The organism is Halarcobacter sp. (genome assembly GCF_963676935.1).
Taxonomy (GTDB): Bacteria; Campylobacterota; Campylobacteria; order Campylobacterales; family Arcobacteraceae; genus Halarcobacter.
This window is the reverse complement of the sequence record NZ_OY781470.1, coordinates 1121424-1147086: the sequence shown is the minus strand read 5'-3', so window position 1 is coordinate 1147086 and position 25663 is coordinate 1121424. Positions and strand designations below refer to the sequence as shown.

At 33.5% G+C, this 25663-nt stretch carries 1 protein-coding gene (running past one end of the window); it reads right to left on the bottom strand.

Annotated elements, in window-relative coordinates; genetic code table 11:
- Positions 1–25663, bottom strand: the 5' portion of a protein-coding gene (locus ACKU4C_RS05595; RefSeq protein WP_321315167.1) for a hypothetical protein. 5420 nt of this gene lie to the left of the window's left edge; 25663 of the gene's 31083 nt are visible here — the first part of the coding sequence; its start codon is at positions 25661–25663; the stop codon falls past the left edge of the window.

The window sequence follows — 25663 nt, the reverse complement described above, 5'->3', positions numbered from 1 at the left end:
CTGATACACTTAAGGTATCATTACCATCTCCTCCAAGTAAACTATTCTTGTAAACATCACCTTGAACAGTATCATCACCATCACCCATCTCAACATTTTCTATATTATTTATAGTGTCATTTACTGCACCCGTTGCTGTATTACTTGATAAATCAATATTAACAGAACTTGTCACATCTGTATAGTTAATCCAGTCACCTGTTGTTTCTCCACCTTCTCCACCATTTATAATGTTTGTTCCTGTTCCACTATAAAGAGTATCGTCACCTGTTCCACCTTGAAGGTTATCATCACCACCTGCACCTTTTAAGGTATCATCTCCTGCATTACCTACAAAAGTATTGTTATTTGATTCACCTATAATAATATCATCTGCACTTGTACCAATAAGATTTTCAATATTTGTTAAAGAATCTGTTCCATCAACTCCAATTGTTGTTGTTCCACTATCTAATAATGTAACATTTAAGGGACCTGTTGCTGTACTATAATCAACTGTATCACTGTTGTCTCCACCGTCAATAGTGTCATCACCTGCACTAGTTACAAAGGTATCATCCCCTGCATCACCATACATAGTATCATTTCCAGTTCCACCATCAATGTAGTCGTTATTATCTCCACCGTGTAGTTCATCATCACCAGCTAATCCATAAATATTATCTGTACCACCTTGACCATAAATTGTGTTTCCTACAGTTAGACTATTATCCCCAGTTAAAGTATCAGAAGATGAGCTTCCCACTATATTTTCAAAATTAGAGATAGTATCACTACCAATATTTGTTCCTGTTGAAGTTCCAGCATCAAGGCTTACAGTTACACCTGAAGTAGAGTTTGTATAAACTAAAGTATCTGCACCCGTACCACCATCTAATGTATCATCTCCAACTCCACCTTCAACAATATCATTACCATCACCAGCATCAATATAATCGTCACCAGCTAAACCTTGAATATAATCGTTTCCAGCTCCACTATTTATAGTATTGTCTTTGCCATCTGCTTTTATATAATCATCTTTATCACTACCATCTAGATTCTCTATATCATAGATTTTTGTAGAATTATTTGCTCCACCTGAAACAAATTCAATATTATTATCAATCAACATATCTACAGTAATATCATAATTAGTAGAATCACTATCTGGATTAACTAAAATATTACTATTTGCATCTCCAGCACTTCCATCTGTATTATTTGTTAATATAACTTTATCATCTGTTCCATCTCCACCTTCTAAACGACCAGTTTCTCCTAATGCACTTGTAGTTACTGTAAAGGTATCATTTCCTCCAAGTCCATAAATGATATTAGTAACTCCATTTTCACCTTTTAAGATATCGTCCATTGAAGTTGCAGTAATATTTTCTACATTTGTTATAGTTTGTACATTTCCAAAGGCATCTGTAGTATTTCCTGCATCTAAATCTACATCAACTCCTTGAGTTCCCTCTTTAAAGATAACAGTATCTTCATCTGCTCCACCATCGATATAGTCCGTTCCCTCTTCATCATAAATAGTATCTGTACCATTATTTCCATATAGATTATTGTTACCAGTTCCACCCCAAATGGTGTCATTGTTTTCCCCACCAGTTATTCTATCATTACCAGCATCACCATATAATCTATCATCACCATCATCACCATTGATACTATCATCATTATCTCCACCAAAGATTAAGTCAGCTCCACTATTTCCATATAAAGTGTCATCTCCACCCATTCCTAAAACAGTATCATTACCTTCATAGGCATTAACAATATTATCTCCTTGATCACCAACAAAAGTATCATTTCTATTACTTAAATAGAATCTTTCAAAGTCTGAGGTTCCATCACCTTCCCTTAAGATATAGTCTTTTTGGTTTTGTGAATCGGTAATTTCAAAAAAGATTTGATCCCCATCAACTGTATCTAATCCACTAAGATTAATAGTTCTTGTCACAGCATTTACAGTAGTATCAGCTACTCCATCATCATCTAAATCTATAGAAGTGTTTTGAAGAATAATATTTACACTATTCCCTGTCCAATAGCTTCTATAATCAAGTGTATCTAGACCTGAACCACCAATTAATGTGTCACTACCTCCTCCTGCATCAGCTCTATCATCTCCACTACCTAAATCGTAAACATCATCTCCTGCTCTACCTAATACTCTATCATTTCCATCATACATAATAAAAGTATTATCAACAGTTGATCCCCAAATTGTTCTACTAGAACCACTTTGTTTATCAAGAATATTTTCAATATTATAAATTCCATTTGTACTATCATTTAAATCAACAGTAACAGCATAATATTCTAAGCTTAACCAATCGCTACCAGCTTGACCATCTACATAATTATTTCCTATTGAACTTGAGTGGAAAATAGTATCATCTCCATCACCTGCTAAAATAGAATTAGCTTCTCCCGCTTTACCACCTAAAATATCCACTTGATCTGTACCAATGATATTTTCAATTTGTGAGATTAAGTCAAAATCTGTAGGAGAATCATTGTTAATAACTTTTACATATGTACCATCTAATGCATCATTTGAACTATCTAAAGTATATGTTGAATCTGTATAATTGCCACCTAAATCAACAGTAATTCCACTTGTTGAACCAGAATAATCAATCCAATCCTCTTCTGCATTTGAACCACCAATTGAATCTCCATATATAACTGCTTTATCAAAATTACCAGTTATAGTATCAATTCCCTCTTCTCCATATACAACATCTTCACTAGTATCATCTAAATCAGTTCCAGTATTGATAGTGTCACTTCCTGTACCACCATAAATAGTATCAAAGCCACCAAGTCCATTTATAGTATCATTTCCACCATAACCACTGATGATATTATTGTTGTTATCACCTGTTAAAGTATCTGCATAATTTAAAGTACCATTAATATTTTCAATATTACTAATTGCACCAGATTCTGTATTTCCATAACCATCTTCATTTACAGTTGAAGTTGATAAGTTTACATCTACTGAAGCTTCAACATTATAAAAATCTATAAAGTCTTGACCACTTCCACCATCATAATTATCAATTCCATCTCCACCTATTAAAGTATCATCTCCATCATTACCAAACAGATAATCTGAACCAGCTCCACCATCTATAGTATCATTTCCTAAATTACCATCAAGGGAGTTATTATTTGCATCCCCAGTTAAAGTATCATCAAAATTTGACCCCAATAAGTTTTCAATCTCTGAAATTGTTGTACTTCCTAAACCACCAGAGATTTGTCCATCTTGCATTTTTGCATTAACAGCTGAACCTAAAGCTTGGAAACTTAACCAATCTCCTCCACCTACACCAGTTGTATTTGAACCACCATTAATTGAATCTCCTCCAGAGGTTGCAATAATAGTATCATCCCCTGCACCAGCATTTATGGCATTCCAAGCATCTGTACCTTTAATAATATCATTATGAGAAGAACCTATAATTTTTTCTACTGAAGTTACATCATCTTGTCCACCAAAACCATCTTCCATAACATGGTGTGCTACGGCAACATTGTTTTCATCTGTTTGATTTAAATAAACATTTATAGCCACATCTGCATCTGAAAAATCCAAAGTATCAGTACCTTGCCCACCATCTATTACATCATTTCCGGCTTGACCACTTAATGTATCATCTCCATTTTCCCCATAAATAGTATCATCACCAATACCACCATAAATTGAATCACTTGAACCTCTACCATACATAGTATCATCATAATTTACACCCACAACAGATGTTCCATTAAATCCTAAAATTGTATCTGTATCAGCTGAACCTTTTATAACCTCTATATGGTCTTGTAAAGTATCTGTATCTGAACCAATCGTAACTGTACCATAATCATTACTTGCACCACTTCCAAGATTTGCAACAATACCTGTAGAAGTAATTTGTTCATAAGTTAAAGTATCAATTCCATCTCCACCTGTGATAATATTATCACCTTGACCTGAGTAGATTGTATCATCACCAGCCCCAGCATCAATTGAATCATCACCAGTTCCATTTGTCTGATTTATAATATCATTACCTGTGCCACCATCAATAGAGTCATTTCCTATTCCACCAGCTAAGATATCATCTCCAACTCCACCCTCAATAGTATCAATTTCTGAACCACCTATGATAGTATCAGCTCCCTCATCGCCTTGAAGTAAGTTAGCTCCTGCTATACCATTGATTGTATCATCACCTTGCCCACCAATTAAAGTATTTGCCTCACTACTTCCTCTTAACTGATCATCTCCATTAGTTCCAATAACAATCTCAATATCTCTAATAGTATCAACTACTGCACTTCCGCCATTTTGATATCCATCATCAGTAGCTTGTTCTAAACCTAAGTCAATAATTACTGCATTTTCCCCTGCATTATTAACATCAATATTACTAAAATCTAAAGTATCAACTCCATCTCCACCAATAAAGGTATCAACCCCTTTTGATGCATAAAAAGTATCATTACCTCTATATCCATCTAATATATTTACTTCTGCAAAATCATCACTACCTTTGATAATGTCATTATTTCTAGTTCCCACAACATTTTCTATCCCTTCAACACTATCATAACGACTAGCATTACCAATAACTTTTATCTCTTGTTCGTCATTTGTGCTTGAATCACCATCATCTAAAGATAAATCAACATTAATAGCTGTTGTATCAGTTAAATAACTATAATTTACTGTATCATTTCCACTATCTATATGTATTCCACCTGTTACAGAACCACCATAAATAGTATCACCATCTAAACCACCTAAAATAGTGTCATTATCACCTTGACCAAAAAGAATATCTTCACCAACTCCACCAATTAAGATATCATTTCCGGCATTACCAAGTAAAGAGTTATCACTATCATCACCTACTAATGTATCTGCTAAATTTGAACCTATAACATCTTGAATATCATAAAGTCTATCGGTACCTTCACCAACTGCTGTTTGTGTAGCTATAATTGTGGTTGATTCATTTAAAAGATTAATTGTGCTAACTGATGATGATAAGTTTAATATTATAGAATTAGAAGCTGATGAGTAATCCACTACATCTCTATCGCCATCTACACTTGCCACATTAAAATCATTTCCATATATAAAGTCATCTCCAGCTCCACCAATAAAAGTATCAGCTCCAATTTGACCTACTAAAGTATCACTTCCTGCTCCACCTGAAAGTGTATCATCAGAAGCTCCACCATCTAATAAATTATTATTTCCATCACCTGTAATAATATCAGCAGCAGAGGTACCTATTATATTTTCTACACCTGAAATAAATTCAGCATTATCAAAACCATCATTTTTTACTCTATAAGTTGAATCTGTACCTAATGTTTGCGTTGCACCTAAATCAACTTCTATACCTTTAATACCATCACTAAAATCAATGGTATCAGCTGTACCAGTTCCACCATCAATATAATCTTGCCCCTCTAAACCTTTAAAGGTATCATTATCTGCTCCACCATATAGAGTATTATTATTATAATCACCTGTTATATTATCAGCTCTTTCTGTTCCAATAATATTTTCAATCTCTCTTAATACATCTGTTTTACCATTTGAAACTGCTGTACCTTCTGCGGCATTATTTTCATCATTATCTGTATCTAAATCAACTGTTACTCCATAAGCTAAATCAGAGAAATCAGCTGTATCTTCATCGGCTCCACCATCTATAATATCAGCTTCTGCTCCACCTCTAATAGTATCATTTCCACTTCCAGTTGAGATACTGTTTGCTTGTGCATCACCATAAATAGTATCATCACCGTCACCTGTGATAATATTTTCTACACCATCTAAATACTCAGCATTTCCATAACCATCATTTACTATTCTATAAGTATTATCACTTCCATCTGTTTGAGATTTAGTCATATCAATTACTACATTTTGGCTTCCAGAAGTAAATTCTGCTGTATCATTTCCACTTCCACCAATTAATTTATCTTGACCATCAAGACCAATTAAATAATCGTTTCCTGCTCTACCTTCAAGAATATTGGCTGAATCATTCCCTGCTAAGAAATCTCCTTTATCAGAACCAATTACATTTTCAATATTTGTAATGGTATCTGTACCATATTCAGCATGAATTCTTTGTGCAGTGGTTACAGATAAATCTACTTCAACACCTAAATATGCATCTGATACATTTGTATCAACTCCTGTTCCATCAACATCTCTTGTATCACCTGTATCATCATTTATTGCTATTGAACTATAATCTAAGGTATCACTTGTTCCATTTATAGTTGCCCCGTCTGTATCATCACCATCTATAATATCATCACCAGCACCTGCATATATATAATCGTTTCCTGCTCCACCTTCAACAGTATCATCTCCTCCCATTTCTGAGATTATATCATCACCAGCTAAACCTTTTAAAATATTTGCTGCATCATTACCTGTTATTTTATCTGATTCGCCACCTAGATTTGTTCCTGTAATATTTTCTATTGAGTTAAAGGTATCTGTTCCAATTGAAGTACCAACAGCAAAGAAATTAGAGATATCAGCACTAACAGATGCACTTTCATTACTATAGTCAGCTGTGTCACTTCCTGAACCACCAGCTAGATTATCGTTTCCTGCTCCACCTATTAAAGTATCATCTCCATCTCCACCATCTAAGGCATCATTTCCTGCTCCACCATCTAAGGTATCATCTCCAGCACCACCATCTAAGATATCTGAATCATCTCCACCATCTATATAATCAACACCTGTACCACCATAAATAGTATCTAAACCAAGTCCACCAATTAATGTCTCAGTTCCAGTTGCATTTGCTCCACCATCAATATAATCATCTCCAGCTCCACCATTTATAGTATCAGTTCCATCATTACCAATTAAACTATTAGTATATGAATCCCCTGTAATTGTATCTGCTAAGTTTGTACCCTTGATATTCTCAATATTTACTATAGTGTGATTATCCACATCCCCATCAACTGTAACACTTGATACAACATTATCATTTAATGTAACATTTATACCAGTTGTTGATACATTTACAGAACTATAATCTACTGTATCACTTCCCCTTGAAGTATCTGTTTCATTTCCACCATCTATAACATCTGCTGTAAAGTCAGTACCTGTAAATAAATCATTTCCTTCACTACCAAATAAGTTATCAGCTCCAGCACCACCAATTAAAGTATCATTTCCAAGACCACCATCTAAATAATCTGCTCCAGCTGCTCCAGCTAAGGTATCATCTCCCGCCATACCTAAAAGTGTATTATCTGCACTATCACCTGTTATTGTATCGTTTACAGTACTTCCTGTTACATGTTCAATATTTGAGATAATATCATCATTTGTAGTTCCAGCAATATCAACTGTTGCTTGTGTAGAAGTATTTAGGGTAACATTTATAGCACTATTTCTAGAACTATAATCTATCAAGTCACCATTAACATCTGCACCACCATCAATAGTATTTACTACACCACTATTTGTAATAAAGGTATCATCATATGAAGATCCAACTACATTTTCTATTGTGTCCAAAGTATCAACAATCCCACCATTTTCTGTTGCAGTTCCTGCTTGTAGATTTACTAATACCCCTGCACCATTGTCATAATCATATCTAACCTCATCAATACCATCTCCACCAACTAATGTATTTACTAAAGCACTACCTGTAAATGTGTCATCTCCACTTGTACCAATAATATTTTCTATTCCATTAATAGTATCATCATCACCAGTTAAAATATCAACTGTAGAATCTCCTGTTGCATTTAATATTGCTACTATTTTATTTGTATTGTCTGTTATTACACTATAATCAACTGTATCACTACCAGTTCCACCAATAATTGAATCAGTTCCATCACTTGCTGATGTTGCTACAAATAGATCTGAACCGGCATTACCTACTAAAGTATCTGCACCTGCATCACCATAGATAATATCATTACCAAGTCCACCATCTATTGAATCTGCATCATCTCCACCATGTAGTTCATCATCACCTGATCCACCTAATAGTGTATCTTCTCCAGCTTCTCCATAAAGGGTATCATCATCACCCATACCATTTAAAGTATTAATTTCACTATTACCTGTGATTGTATCATTTGATAAGTTTGACCCAACAATATTTTCTATTCCATATAAGTAATCTGTACCTTGGTCAGCACTTGTTGCAGTACCTTGTGCATTCCCTTCTGCTAAATTAACTGTCATACCAGTAATTGCTTGAGAATAATCTACTGTATCACCATTTGTTGTATCACTATCTGCTGAAGCTGTACCACCATAAACATAGTCAGTACTATTATCTGCTTGATCAAAAGTTATATAATCATCACCATCTTCACCAAAGATTGTATCTGCACCAAGACCACCATTTAAGGCATCAGCTGAATCTCCACCATAAATAGTATCATTTCCAGATTCACCCTCAATAGTATCTATACCTTGTTCCCCATATAAAGTATCTTTTCCATCTCCACCATAAATATTATCAGCTCCATCTCCACCTCTAATGAAGTCATCACCAGCTTTTCCATCTAAGATATCATCTCCTGATCCAACACTATTAGCTTCATTTGCACCACCAAAGATTTGATCTGAGCCAGCATTTCCAATAATAGTGTCATCTCCACCCATACCTTCAACTCTATTGATATTTGTATCACCAGTTAAGATATCAGCACTATTTGTACCTCTTAAATGTTCTATTTCTGTTAAAGTGTGTGTATTTCCACCAATATCAACTGTTACAACAGAACCTGCAGATAAGTCAACTGTTACTCCACTTGATAAACCTAAATAACTAACAGTATCATAATTATCTCCACCAATAATCTCATCACCAGTAGCATCACCATCAGTATCGATGATAAATAAATCATCTCCACTTCCACCATCAAGTTTATCTGCTCCAGCTCCACCTTTTAAGGTATCATCACCTGCTTGTCCTAAAATTGTATTATTATTTGCATCACCAGTAATTGTGTCATTACCTGAATTGGAACCAATAACATTTTCAATTCCATAAATAGTATCAGTTTCTCCACTTGTACCTACACTTACACTAGCACCTTCCCCTAAAGTTGTAATAATTCTTCCTTGAGAAGTATAATCAATAGTATCTTGAGTACTAATATCAGTTGAAGTTGTACCACCATAAATAGTATCATCTCCAGCTAAACCAGCAAAGGTATCATCTCCAGCTCCACCTTGAAGGATATTTGCTAAACTGTTACCAGTAATAGTGTCATTCCCACTACCACCAATAACATTTTCAAATGAACTTATAATATCATTATCTGTTACACTTATATATGCTGTTTCTGTATCAAGATTAATTTCGGCATCATTTGATGTATATTCATAAGATACTGTATCATTTCCGCTTCCTGTACCATCAATTGCATCACCATATAGTTTATCGATTCCTGCTTCTCCAGATATTGTGTCATTCCCTGCATTACCAACTATAGTATTTGAATCATTATTACCTGAGATATTATCATCTCCACTACCAGACAAAATATTTTCTACATTTCTTACTAGATCTGTATCACCTGTATTTACACTTAAATTTGCATCTATATTTGCTGCTGCAAAATCAACTGTAATATCATCTGTAATTACTTGATAATCTAAAGTATCACTTCCAGCTCCACCATCTATGGTATCAGCCCCATCATTTGTAGCACTTGCATAGATTAAATCATCACCAGTTCCCGCATCTATAGTGTCATTTCCATTATAACCAGTAATCGTATCTGCAGAAGCTAGTGTTGAAATTATATTATTAGAATGGCTTCCATAAACAATATCTGATGCATAGTTTGAACCTATGACGTTTTCTATACCATAAAGTATGTCATCACCTTGTCCTTGTTCACCACTTGCCCCATCTGATGTACCAACTGCATCATAATTTCCAAATTCATTATCTATATTTAAATTTGTATCTAAGGTAATAGTTAAACTCTCTAAAGCATTTGTATAATCTACCGTATCACTTCCAGAATCTGTGGTATCATCTCCACCATAAATAATATCATCTCCAACATCTCCTGTTAGAGTATCATCTCCTGTTTCCCCATAAAGAGTATCATTCCCAGATTCACCTAATAAAGTATCATCATCAGAACCACCATAGATTTTATCTGCACCTGCTCCACCATTTATTTGATCTGCTCCTGCATTTCCCAATAAAGAGTTATTTGCCATATCCCCTTGGATAATATCTGAATCTTGTGTACCTGAGATATGTTCTACATTTACAATTGTATCTACACCTGCTTGACCTTGAACAGTAACTGTTGTAGGATTTGTAGTATCTAAAGCTACTTCAATACCATTAGCTCCATTTACGCCATCACCGGTAATTACTGAATAATCTATCCAATCGTTAACTCCAGCTCCACCATCATAAGTATCTGCACCATCATCACTCCAAGCATCTAAATTTCCATCATTATTTACATCTGTTCCTGCAATAAATGTGTCAGAGCCAGCATTTCCATCTATTGTATTATCATCAGTAGAACCAATAAAAGTATCATCAAGATCTGAACCTATAATATCTTCTATACTTTCTAAGGTATCATTATCTCCTGTAGCTACAGTTTGTGAAGCTGTTGTACTTAAATTTACATCAACTCCTGATGCGGTATAGTTTTCATAGGAAATTGTATCTGAACCTAAACCACCTTTTATATCATTAGCAATTGCTCCCTCTTTCATGATAATAGTATCATTAGCATCACCACCAATAACATTTTCTATATCAATTAAAGTATCTGTACCAATTCCTGTACCAGTAGCAACATCATTATCTAAATCAACTACAACATTTAAACTCTCACCTGCATAAGTTACAGTATCACTACCAGTTCCACCATCAAGATAATCATCTCCGGCATCACCTCTTAGAGTATCATTCCCAGCTTCACCTTTTAAGGTATTATTATCTGAATCTCCACCAATATAATCATCACCTGCTGAACCTGTTATATTTTCAATATCAACTAAAGTATCTGCAACTCCACTTCCATCGGCATCTGTTACTGTAACTGTTCCGCTTACTGATAAATCAACATTAATACTATCTGCACTTTGATCTAAGCTTGTACTATAATCAACTGTATCACCATTTACTTCACCAGCTTCTGAAACTCCCCCTGTAAATATATTTGCAACATCATTTGCTCCATAAAAGGTGTCATCATAATTTGAACCAATAACATTTTCAATATTTACTAATTTATCAAAACCTTCTGCTGCACCAATATTTTGAGAAGTAGTTCCATCATCACCCAAATCAACTGTTACACTTCCACTTGCATATTGATAATCTACGGTATCTATACCATCGTTACCGTTAAGGATATCGTTGTTTTGACCACCTCTTAAAGTATCATTTCCTTCACCACCTTCAAGGGTATCATTTCCAACATCACCATCTAAAACATCATCACCTTTGCCACCATATATAGTATCATCGCCACTTTCACCTAATAATGTATCATTCCCTGATTCATTATTAGCTAGGTCATCTCCATAAATTAAGTCATTGTCACTTCCACCCTCAATATAGTCATTTCCAGCATCACCATAAATAGTATCTAATCCACCTTGACCATATAAAGAATCATCATCACTACCACCATCTAAATAATCATTTCCAGCTCCACCTGAAAGTGTATCTAGTCCAGCATTTCCCTCTAAGGTATTATTGTTTGTATCACCTACAATTGTGTCATTAGCTGTTCCACCAATAACATTTTCTATATTTTTTACACTATCAACTGTACCATTTCCTAAAGTAACATTTGCAGCTGTTGAACCAGTTAATGTAACAGCAACTGTATTTGTAGAAGAGCTATAATCTACAGTATCTTGACCAGTGTTTCCATCAAACTCATTATCGATTGAAGTATCAGAGATAAATGTATCATCACCTGTACCACCCACTGCATTTTCTATACTAGTTAAAATATCATTATCACCTGTAGCAGTAGCGCCAGCAGTCATATCAATAGTTAAATCATCTGTGTAGTTTTCATAACTTACAGTATCATTATCTCCACTATTACCATCAATTTCATTTTCAACACCAATTAATAATCCAGCATTTGATTTTAAAATAATAGTATCATTTCCAGTTGTTCCTGTTACATTTTCAAAACCTATTAAAGTATCATTATCTCCTGCATTTATATAACCTGTATCATTTTCTAAATCTACAGTTACACCTTCATTACTATAAGAGTAATCAACTCTGTCATCTAATCCAGTACCCCCATCGAGATAATCAATACCATCATTACCTGATATATTGTCATTACCTGATAAACCTAGAATTGTATTATTATTTACATCACCAGAAATAGTGTCATTTCCCGATGAACCTGTAACATTTTCTATATCAAAAAGGGTATCTGTTGCATTTGGAGTAACTGCTCCATCATTATAAATATCTACATTTCCTGAAGTTAAATCTGCAACAATCTTATCATTTGCATCTGTAAGTCTAGAAGAATAATCTACTGTATCCCCTGCTGCTCCATTATTACCACCATAAAATTTATTATCTGCATTTTCATTTGTTATAAAAGTATCATCATAATCTGAACCTAAAGCATTTTCTATATCTACTAAAGTATCTGTACCAAGTCCTGCTCCTACTGAAACTGAACTTCCTGACATATTAACAGTAACACCAGAAGTTGCATCAGAATAATCTACTGTGTCACCTTCACTTCCATTAGCTCCACCATTAATATAGTCATCACCAAATCCACCTTTTAAAGTATCATCTCCATCTTCACCATATAAAGAATCATTTCCTGCATTTCCATTGATTTGGTCATTTCCAGCTTGTCCATAAATTGTATTTGCATCACTGTTTCCTGTAACAGTATCAGCTCCTTGGGTACCAATAACATTTTCTACATTTTGAATCTCATCAATATCTGCTGTTCCATTTATTGATAAGTTAGCTAAAGTATCTGCACCATTTAATGTAATAGTGATCTCATTTCCAACACCTAATGCACTATAATCAACAGTATCAATATCACCTTCACCATTAATTATATCAACACCATCTTGGGCACCCGTTACTATAAATAAATCTTGTCCATCTCCACCTTCAAGAATATCTGAACCATCATTACCTACTAAAGTATCATTTCCACCTTCACCTTTGAAATAGTTATTCTCACTATTTCCTATAATTGTATCATTACTATTTGTACCTGTGATATTTACAATATCATACACTCTATCTGTGTAATCAGCATTTGCAAAATCAACATCACTTGAATTTGCACTATTTAATTTAAGAACTTCTGCATAGTTATTTGTACCATCAGATGTTGTATCACTTAAATCTACATAGATCTTTCCTGTTTCCCCATTACTGTAATCAACTTTACTATAATCACCATCTAAAATATGAGTTCCACTTGAATCTAAGTTTCCAGAATAATAAACATCATCACCTTTTGTTCCATAGAATTTGTCATACCCATCTGCACCAATAAAAGTATTATTAGAGTCATCACCTGTCATTGAATCATCAAAATTTGAACCAATAACTCTCTCAATGTCAACTAAATTATCAACACCTCCATCACCATCATTAGTAACTTCTCCAGCACTTACACCCATATCAACTACAATTGAACTAGAAGCTTGAGTATAATCGGTAGTATCTATATCATCTCCACCATCAAGTACATCATTTCCACCTGCACCATATAAAGTATCAGCTCCTGCTGCTCCTTGTAAAGTGTTATTATTAATATCTCCACTAATTGTATCATCAACACTTGAACCAATAACATTTTCTATATTTCTTACAGTATCATCTTTATAATCACCAACTGTATTATTAGAATCCAAATCACCTACAATAACTGTAGCATCATTTGAACCATTTAATGTTACATTTATAGATTGAGATATTGCACTATAATCAATTGTATCTCCATTTGTTTCAGATAAAGAACCACCATCTATGAAATCCGCTCCATCATCGGCATCTTCTAAAGTTTTATCTCCATTTACATCTATACCAGCTTTAAAGATATCATCACCTTCTCCACCAGCTAAATAATCATTTCCACCATCACCAACAATTGTATCATTTCCATTTAGAGTTATAATTGTATTATTTGAAGCATTACCTCCAATATAATCATCTTGATTTGTACCTCTAATATTCTCAATGTCTTTTAAATAATCATCACCTACATTGTCTAAATATGCTTGTGAATACCCATTTCCATCTACATTTCTAAAATTAACATCAAGTTTTCCAGATTCTGCTGAAAAATCAACACTATCTCCAACTGGACCTTCTGCTCCACCATCTAGGTAGTCAATTCCTAATCCACCAGATAATGTATCATCACCATCTCCACCATAAAGTGAATCTGCTCCCTCTTCACCATTTAAAATATCATTTCCAGCATCACCATAAATAGTATCCTCTTTATCTCCACCTAAAATACTATCATTACCTGCTCCTCCAGATAATAAATCTTTTCCATCGGCTCCATCAAGGAAATCATCACCACTACCACCTACTAAAGTATTAACATTACCATCACCAATAATAGAATCATTTCCTGCTCCACCAATAACATTTTCAACATCTTGAAGAGTATCATTCGCAGCACCATTAATTGTTACTGTTTTAACTTCTGAAGCCTCTAATTCAACACTTATGCTTCTAGAAGAATCAGTAATACCACTATAATCAGCTGTATCTTTTCCTGTACCACCTAAAATAGTATCTGAACCATTTAAAGCCTCATTATTTCCAAGAATAAAGGTATCGCTATTTTCTCCACCATCAAGGTAGTCATCTGAAGCACCACTTATTAAAGTGTCATTTCCACCACTTCCTAAAAGTGTATTTCCTGTATCTCCTGCAATTAAGATATCATCGTAATCTGAACCTTTTGCAGTTTTAAAATTATAAATAGTATCTTGTTCATCATCAACATCAGTATTAGTACCACTTCCATCATAACTAAACCCATCACCATCTAAATCAGTAATTGCACTATTTGTACTTAAATCAACTCTTACAGAGTGAGTTGAACTATCATAGGTTAAAGTATTTCCAACGGCTGTTGATGTTCCACCATCTAAATAATCTTCACCCGCTCCACCATCTATAGTATCATCACCTGCTCCACCTAAAAGTGTATTTACTGAACTATTTCCTACAAGAGTGTCATTTAAAGATGAACCTGTTATATTTTCTATATTTTGAATAGTATGGTCAGCACTACTTGATAGGTTTACTGTTGAAGCAACACCATCTAGAAGATTTACAGATATATTTGCGTTTACATTTGAATAATCAACTGTATCTCCTCCAAGATTATTTATTCCCCCATTTATTACATCATTTGTAGTCTCACCATCTCTTTGAATAAATAAATCATCTCCTGCTCCACCTAATAGTGAATCTTCACCTGCTCCACCATCTATTATGTCATCTCCATCTAAACCTTCTAGTTTATTATTTTGAGCATCGCCTGTGATTGTATCATCGTTTGAACTACCTATTACATTTTCTATACTAGTTAAAGTATCACTATCTAAAGTAACTGCACCATTTAAAACCTCAGCAGTTGGAACTGATAAATTTACATTTATATGGTATGAAGAGTTAATTGCACTATAATCAATAGTATCTGTATTTGCCCCACCATCTATTTGATCATTTGCATTATCAATATTTGTATCATCTATAATGAAAGTATCATTACCATTTTGACCATTTAAAATATCTGCACCAGCTCCACCTTTTAAAGTATCATCGCCATTTCCTGCATCTATAGTATTAATGCCTGAATCACCAGTTAAAATATCATTTTTTGTTGAACCGATTAAATTTTCAAAACCACTAATTACATCTGTACCATCATTTATAGTTACCACCGTATTTAAGGATAAGTCAACTGTGACACCTGTATTATCAGAAGAGGTAGCACCTGCATAAGATAAGGTATCTGTTCCTGCACCACCTATTAAAGTATTATTATTTTCATCACCCTCTATAGTGTCATTTCCAGTTGTACCTATAATATTTTCAATATCTGTAAACTGGTCAGTATCAGTTCCAACTAAACCTGTACCATCTCTTAATGAAGCATCAACTGAACTTTCTAGGGCATAAGAAACTGTATCATTTCCAACACCTCCTATAAAACTATCACTTCCTGCTCCACCTAAAAGTAAATCATCACCTACACCACCATCAATTGTATTTGTACCTGAATCACCAATTAAAGTATCTGCATGTGCTGAACCTACAATATTTTCAAAAGCTGTTAATGTATCTGTACCCGAAGTAGCACTTTGTCCACTTGAAGCACTAATTAAATTTGAATTTGAATCAAAGTTAATATCACTATTAATATCAGCTCCAAGATTTACTATTACAGATGAACTTGTATTTGCATAAGATATTGTATCTATACCATCAAAACCATTTAAAATATTATCTACACTATCACCTTCAATTGTATCATTTGCTGTTGTACCAATGATATTTTCAATATTTGATAAGTAGTGATCATTTATACTTGACCCAATCGTTACACTTGATAAACCTGTACCATTTAGATTTACAATAATCCCTTGGTTACTTGAAGAGTAATCAACGGTATCGCTTCCCCTGCTAGTATCAGCTTCACTACCACCATAGATTACATCTCCATTTGTCTCACCGGAATTTTGAACAAAACTATCATTTCCTTCTTGCCCATATAAAGTATCTGCACCAGCTCCACCTTCAATAGTATCAGATCCAATTCCACCTTCAATGGTATCATCACCCGCTCCACCTTTTAAAGTATCATCTCCAGCTTCACCTTTTATAATATTTGAATAAATATCACCTTCAATATAATCATGGTCTTGTGAACCTATTACATTTTCAATATTTGTTAAAGTGTCTTCTTCTTCACCTGAGGTATGAACTTTTATTCCATCATCGAAAGTATCAATATAAGCTGTTCCAGCTTTATTTACTAAAGTTAAATCTATACCATCTGCTCTATTACTATAATCAACAGTATCAATATCAGCTCCACCATCAATATGGTCATTACCTAATCCACCAACAAAGGTGTCATTTCCAGATTCACCATATAATGAGTCATCTCCATCTTTACCATCGAAAGTGTCATCTCCAGCTCCACCATATAATACATTTTTGCTATCATTACCATTTAATACATCATCTCCATTAGAAGCAACTAAATTTTCAATATTTACTAAAGTATCTGTACCATTTGATTTTATAACCTCTATAGAATCATCATTTTGTATTGTTACAGTTATTCCATTTGCTGTAGTATAATCAACAGTGTCTCCTAAGGTTTCATTGCCATTTCCACCATCTATATAATCATCTCCACCACTAACAAATATAGTATCATCACCAGCTAAAGTTGAAATTGTATTATCAGAAGAGTTTCCAGTAATAGTGTCTTTTCCTCCACCACCTTCAACATTTTCTATATTTTTTATAATTAGGTCATCACCATTTACACCATCTGTATCTTGTGCAGTTTCCTTACTTAAATCTACATTTATATCTACAGGTGAGGTATAATTAAAACTTACAAAGTCTTCATCTCCCTCTCCTCCATCTAAATAATCAGCTCCACTGTTTGAACCTAAACCATATAAAGTATCATTTCCTGCTCCACCAATAAGTGTATTTTGAGAAGAGGTTCCTTTTAATATATCATCAAAATCTCCACCAATAACACCCTCAATTGAATCAAATGTATCAGAACCTAATCCTGCACCAATATTTACAGGAGTGCTTCCAGTTGCAGCTAAATCTACATTTATCCCTGCTGTAGCATCTGAGAAATCAGCAGTATCATTTCCAGCACCACCCTCTAAGACATCATTTCCTGCTCCACCTTTTAAGACATCGTCTCCAGCATCACCTTGTAGTGTATCATCTCCTTCTCCTCCAAGTAGTGTATCATTATCATTTCCACCACTTAAAATGTCATCTCCTGATTCACCATCTAAAATATCATTTCCATTTCTTCCTTCAAATGAATTATCTGAACTATTACCATGAATAATATCTAATTCATCTGTTCCAATAATATTTTCAATATTTTCTATTCTATGATTTGCAGTATCAGAACCAACTTGTACAAAAACTGAACTTGTATTAGAATCATTTAAATTAACTTGAATACTCTCTGATAAATTATGGTAATCCATTGTATCACCAACAGAAGTATTATCTCCACCATCTATTGTGTCACCTATAAAATCAGTATCTATAAAGGTATCATCACCAGTTTCACCTAAAATATTATCATTCCCCGCTGAACCAGTGATTGTGTCATCTCCTGCACCACCTAAAAGTTCATCATTACCAGCTCCACCATCGATACTATCATTACCGCTATTTCCACTTATAGTATTTTTATTTGCATCACCTACAATAATATCATTAACAGATGAACCTATAATATTTTCAATACCATAAAGATTGTCTTCCTCTTCACCAGTAGAAGTACCTTGTAGACCATCATTTAATGTATCAATATATGCAGTTCCTGTACCAGAATTTAAAATTAAATTTACACCTTCATTTCTACTACTATAATCTACGGTATCACCTGTAGTTAAGTTATTTCCACCCCTTAATTCATCATTTCCTAGACCACCTACAAGTACATCATCTCCATCTTCACCATAAAGTGTATCTTCCCCATCTTCACCATATAAAGTATCACTCGAAGCTCCACCTTTAAAAATGTCAGTAGAAGATGAACCTGTCATGGTGTCTAAATAATCAGTTCCTTGAATCTCTTCAATATCAATCAAGGTATCTGTTGAACCATCATTTTTATCTACACTATTACCATTTGTTACTACAATTCTTTGATTTAAATTTGAATAATCTGCAATATCAATATCATCAGATAAGGCATCAATACCACCATTTAAAATATCATTTCCGGCACTTGAGAAGAAAGTATCATTTCCTTCATTTCCATCAATACTATTATTTAAAGAAGAACCTGTAATTGTATCATCTAGTGTTGTTGCTATTAGATTTTCTACATTTAAAATAGTATCATTATCACTTGTAGCTATTGCTTGGGCTGTTGCAAGACTTAAATCCACATTAATAGATGTAGAATAATTTGAATAATCAATTAAATCAGTTCCAGCTTTCCCATCTATCGTATTAGCTGTTGTACCCTCTTTCATAATAAAAGAGTCATCATTTATTGTACCTGTGGCATTTTCAATATTTATTAAGGTATCAGTATATGTACCATCCGTTGCTGTATTATTTACGAAATCGACATCTATTCCAACTGAACTTGTATCTAAATAACTATAATCAACAGTATCACTTCCTATTCCACCATCTAAAATATCATCGCCATCATTTCCAATTAAAGTATCATCTCCACCTTGTCCATAAATAGAATCATCACCAGTTCCTCCAGATAATGTATCATCTCCATCAATACCACCTGAAATATCATTGCTAATATTATTACCATAAATTGTATCATTTCCAGATCCACCAGAAATAGTATCCCCTGAAGCCATACCTTCAAAAAGATTAACTACATTATCTGAAGTATCACCTATAATTTCATCACTGTTTTTTGTACCTTTAATATTTTCTATATCAATTAAAGTATCAACTAAAGATAAATTATATTCAACTTGATCTGCTAAACCAGTATCTAAATCAGCTTTAATTCCAACTCCTGTTGAAATATTTGAATAATCAGCAGTATCTGTTCCACCTTCACCATTTAAAACATTATTATTAGCATTAGCAATTAATGTATCGTTACCATCTCCACCAAGAAGAGTATTTTGAGAAGTGCTACCGGTTAAGGTATCATCTCCAGATCCACCTTGTATATTTTCAACATCTGTTACTAATAAATTACCTTCTGTAGTTGTTTGAACAGAACTATTTGATAAATCTAATACAATATTATTTGAAGTATAAGAAAAATCAATTGTATCATTCCCTGCTCCTCCATCAATTGTATCATCTCCACCAAAACCTATTAAAGTGTCATCTCCAGCAGATCCACCTAAAACATTTTTTGAAGTAGTACCTTTTAAAGTATCATCTCCACTTCCTCCAATAACACCTTCAATTGAATCAAAACTATCAAACCCTTGACCATCAGCTACTTTTTGAGTTCCAGTTAAAGTTCCTAAATCAACATTTAAATCTTCAGTAACATCACTATAGTCAACAGTATCTGTACCACTACCACCTATAAAAGAATCATCACCAGCATTACCCTTTAAAGTATCATCACCAAGTCCACCATCTAAAGTATTATCTTCATCATTACCAATTAAAGTATCACCTAAATCTGAACCCTTAATATGTTCAATGTTTACAATAGTGTCATCACCCTCTGTAACTGAAATTGTTTGAGCTGAAGTTTTATTTAAGTCAACTGTAACACCTGTACCAGTAGCATTAGAATAATCTACCCAGTCATCACCTGAAGTAGTATCTGCTTCATTTCCACCATCTAAGTAGTCATCACCTGTACCACCACTTAATGTATCATTTCCAGCATTTGCTATAAATGTATTATCATTCGAATCACCTACTAAAGTATCATCTGCACTACCTGATATAATATTTTCAATATTTTCAATTTTATCATTTGCAACAGTATCTATATAAACAGTTGATGTATTTAAACCATCTAAAGTTACATTTATAGCTCCTGTTTCAGTACTATAATCTACAGTATCGCTTCCACTTCCACCATTTATAGAATCAATACCATCATTGATTGAAGATATGAAAGTATCATTTCCTATACCTCCATCCATAATATCAGAACCTATACCACCATTTATAATATCATCGCCAGCACCACCAAGAAGTGTATCATCACCTGCTAAACCAATTAAAGTATCGTTTCCTAAACCACCTTCAAAGATATTATTATTTGCATCACCACTAATATTATCATCTTGATTTGAACCTTTAATTCTCTCAATATCTATTAAAGTATCTGTTGAGCCATCTGAAATATTTACTTGTTGAGTAGATTTTGTTAAATCAACATCAATTGATTCTAAATTTAAGGTTGAATAATCAACCACATCTTCAAAAGTTGAAGCAGTATCTGTTCCATTTGTTACATTTACTGTTTGTGAAGTTTGAATCAATAATTCATTACCATCTTTTATTATAGTTCCTAAACTTCCATCGGTATTTGCTGCATTAAACTGAGAGATTATATCATCAAGCATTGTATCTTCAGCTGCTGCTGTTGTTGTAAAAATTAAAGTTCCAACAACTAAAGTAAATGTTAATCCGGTATTTGAAATTGTAACTCTGTGAGAATCTGAGTCTTTACCACCATCTAATACATCATTTCCACCATTACCTATAAGAGTATCATTTCCAAATCCACCTTGTAAAGTATTGTCTTCATCATTACCATTTAATATATCATCACCAAAACCACCAGCAACATTTTCTACATTTGAAATAACTAATTTTCCAACACCTGTATTTTGAGTTGATGTATTTGATAAGTCTAATGATATATTATTTGTTGTAAACCCAAAACTTACCCAGTCTCCAGAAGATGTATTTGCACCACCATCAAGATAATCTGTATCTCCATTTGTAGTATCTGTTACACCTTGACTTATTAAAGTATCATCTCCACTTCCACCAACAATACTATTTGCACCATTAGTTCCTATTAAAGTGTCATCTCCACTTCCACCAATAACTCCTTCTATAGAATTATAAGTGTCTGTACCTTGACCAACTGCAACTTCTCTTGGAGTTAAAGAATTTAAATCAACATTTAAATCTTGTGTAACATCACTATAATCAACACTATCAATACCATCTCCACCCAAGAAAGTATCATCACCTGCTCCACCTTTTAATATATCATTACCAAAGCCAGCATCAAGTATATTATCGTCGCTATTACCATAAAGTGTATCTGAATGTTTTGTACCTACTACATTTTCAAAATTTGTAAGAAAATCTCTATCGTTTGTATTTAAATCTATCCCTGTATTTGTTGATAAATCAACTCTTACACCCAATGTATCAGTTATAACACTGTCTATATATGAATAATCAACAGTATCACCTGCTGTTTCACCATTTTCTCCACCATCAAGATAATCATTACCTTTCCCACCTGAGATAGTATCATCACCCTCTTGACCTCTAAGGATATTTGTTTGACCATCTCCTACAATTTTATCATCATTTTGTGAACCAGTAATATTTTCAACTTGATAAACAGTATCTGTATAAGCACCATTTACAACATTTGATGGTGCACTTTCATTTAAAGTTACATCAATACTAGCAGTTCTACTACTATAATCAACTGTATCACTTCCTATTCCACCTACAAAGTCATCATTACCATCACTTGCCAATAAAGTATCATCTCCAGATCCACTAGAAATAGAGTTATTGTCTGCATTTCCACCTAGAGTGTCATTATAATTTGAACCAATTATATTTTCTATATTCCTTACAATATCTGACTCACTACCTATGTTTGCAATTGCATCCAAACCAGTATTAGCTAATGTTAATCTAACGGCACCCACTGCACTTGAATAATCAACAGTATCTCCTAATGAACTATTTATACCACCGTCAATTATATCATTTCCAAGACCACCACTTATAGTGTCATCACCTAAACCACCATATAAAGAATCGGCACCCTCTTTTCCATAAATTGTATCATCACCATCTAAACCGTAAATTTCATTGCTACTTGAATTACCCAATAAGGTATCAGACTGGTTACTACCTCTTAAATCTTCAATATTACTTATAGTTAATTCGCCATTACCAGTTGACTGTTCAGATGAAACAGATAAATCTACTATAATTTTATTTGTACTAGTTTCAAAACTTAAAAGGTCTTCTCCACTTCCACCATTTATTACATCTCTACCTGTTGAAGAATATATAGTATCATCACCATTTCTTGTTTCAATACTATTATCACCTGTTGATCCCCAAATTGTATCGCTATAAGATGTTCCTATTAAATTTTCAACTTCACTTATAGTATCATTTCCAGCGTTTTTAGTATCTTGAGAAGTTTGAATTCCTAAATTTACTCTTACTCCCCCAGTTGTAATATCACTATAATCTACAGTATCTATACCTTCCGAACCAGTAATAATATCGTCACCTAAACCACCGCTTAAAGTATCATTTCCTGAGCCTCCAATTAGTGTATCATCACCTAAATCACCAATTAGAATATCATCACCTCTATAACCATCAAGTATATTATCTTCATCATCGCCAGTTATAGTATCAATATATTTTGTACCTATAATATTTTCTACATTATAAATATCATCTACACCATCTCCACCTGAAGCTTCATTTAGATAAAGATTTACAACTTCTCCGCTTCCAGTCGACACATTTGAGAAATCAACAGTATCAATACCATCTCCCCCATCTATATAATCATCTCCTGTATCTCCAATTATAGAATCATCTCCATCAAGACCTAAAAGAGTATTGTTTGAACTATTTCCAATTAAGGTATCATCATAATTTGATCCAGTAATATTTTCAAAATTCCAAAGTGTATCAATCCCATCTATTCCTGTTGCACTTCCTAATCCTGGATTATTTTCATCTGCTTCTAATCGTACAGTAACTCCATTGTTATTGGAACTTGTAGCATTGGCATAACTTACCGTGTCTTTTCCTGCTCCACCTTTTAGTAAATCATCACCTAATCCACCTTCTAAAGTGTCATTTCCAGTTCCACCTTCTAAAGTGTCATTTCCTTCTAATCCAAAAAGTGTATCTGCTCCATTTTCACCTTTAAGAATATTTACAACATCATTACCAGTTAAAATATCATTATCTTGAGTACCTATTATATTTTCTATATTTGATACAGTATCTGTTCCATTACCAGTAACAACACCCGTAGTTAAGTTTCCATCTATTCCTATATTATTATCATTGTCTATTGATGAATAATCTAAAGTATCATTATCAGCTCCACCATCAACTACATCATCACCCAAGCCGGCTGTAATTGTGTCATTTCCTGAATTACCATAAATGGTATCATCATTTACCCCTGTTGTGATTGTATCATTTGATAATCCACCATTTATTGTATTAACTAGGGTTTCTGATCCATAAATAATATTATCGTTAAGATTTGTTGTTACAACAAAACCTGAGGTTATAACTTTACCGTTTGAATTAGCAAATGGTTCAAACATATATTCAGAAGATTGATTTGTATTAGCTATTTCTCTGAAATTAATCCCATATTCATTGTCATATGTCAACTCTGTATCAACAGGAACCTCAAAACCTTCTCTTTTATCTTCTGGTATATTTTCTATATCAAAAATTGTAGTTGCCTCAACAGTAAAAGAAAAATCATCATTTTGTAAACTACTAACAGAAAAATTAAACTCAATATTTCCTGAAGTATTTACTGTAAAACCTTCTATAGCATCTGTTTCAGGATCATCTCTTGTTAGTATCCAGTTATTTCCACTTCTTGTAGCATTTTCTATAACAAAATCATCTGGAAAATTGTTTGATGATATTACTATCTCTTGAATCTCATATCCCTCTGGACTATTTGGAGTTAATTCGATTGTTCTAGATATTGTATCTGAATCAAAATAATCACTACTGTCAGCATTTATTACAACTTTATCAGCTAAAGTATTATTTATATTTCTATAATCTAAAGTTTCAGAATCAGTTTGCTTTAACATTTCTGGAATATTAAGATTTGTTACTGTTTCTTCTGTAGCAGGATAATAATTTGCATAACTAATACCTCCTCCACCTTCAACAGTAAATACTCTAGTTGTACCTTCAAATGAGTTTGATGTTGATGATTCAATATGTTGAATATCTATATCAAAAGTTAATGTTGGTTTACTTCCTTCAGTTACAGATTCTTCTTCTTTGTCGTTACTAGAACTATTTGAAGAGGAATTATCTTCAAAACTTGTATAATCATTTTCAATAACTTCAGGTGCATCTTCAGGTGGAATTTCAAAATCATCTTCAGCTTCTAATTCAGAGATAAAATCATTTTCACTTACATCTTCAACTTGTTGGATTATTATTTGTGGAGTAGATTGTGGATTATTTTCTGTTGCATCACCTTCTTCTGTTTTTTTGGCAGTATTATCAGGAATATTTACATCAACACTAGAAACAAGTGAATCAATAGGTAAAGCATTAATCTCTTCAATATTTGAAAGGATATCACTTAATGATAACTCTTTTCCTGAACTGCTTAGAAATCTTGGAGGCGTATCATTATAGCCCATTAAAGCCATTGATACAAAAGTAAAAGTACCTTCTCCTGGTATATCAATTACAATATCACCACCAACTAGTTGATAGTCTAAATCTTCTAGATTTAATCCAGGTATTTTAAAATCTACTAAATCACCAGGTCTGACATATACAGATACATTTTCACCTTTAGCAGGTTTGCCTATGATTCTTACACTTTTGTTTTGATACTTGATATAGTTATTATCAGTTGCCAT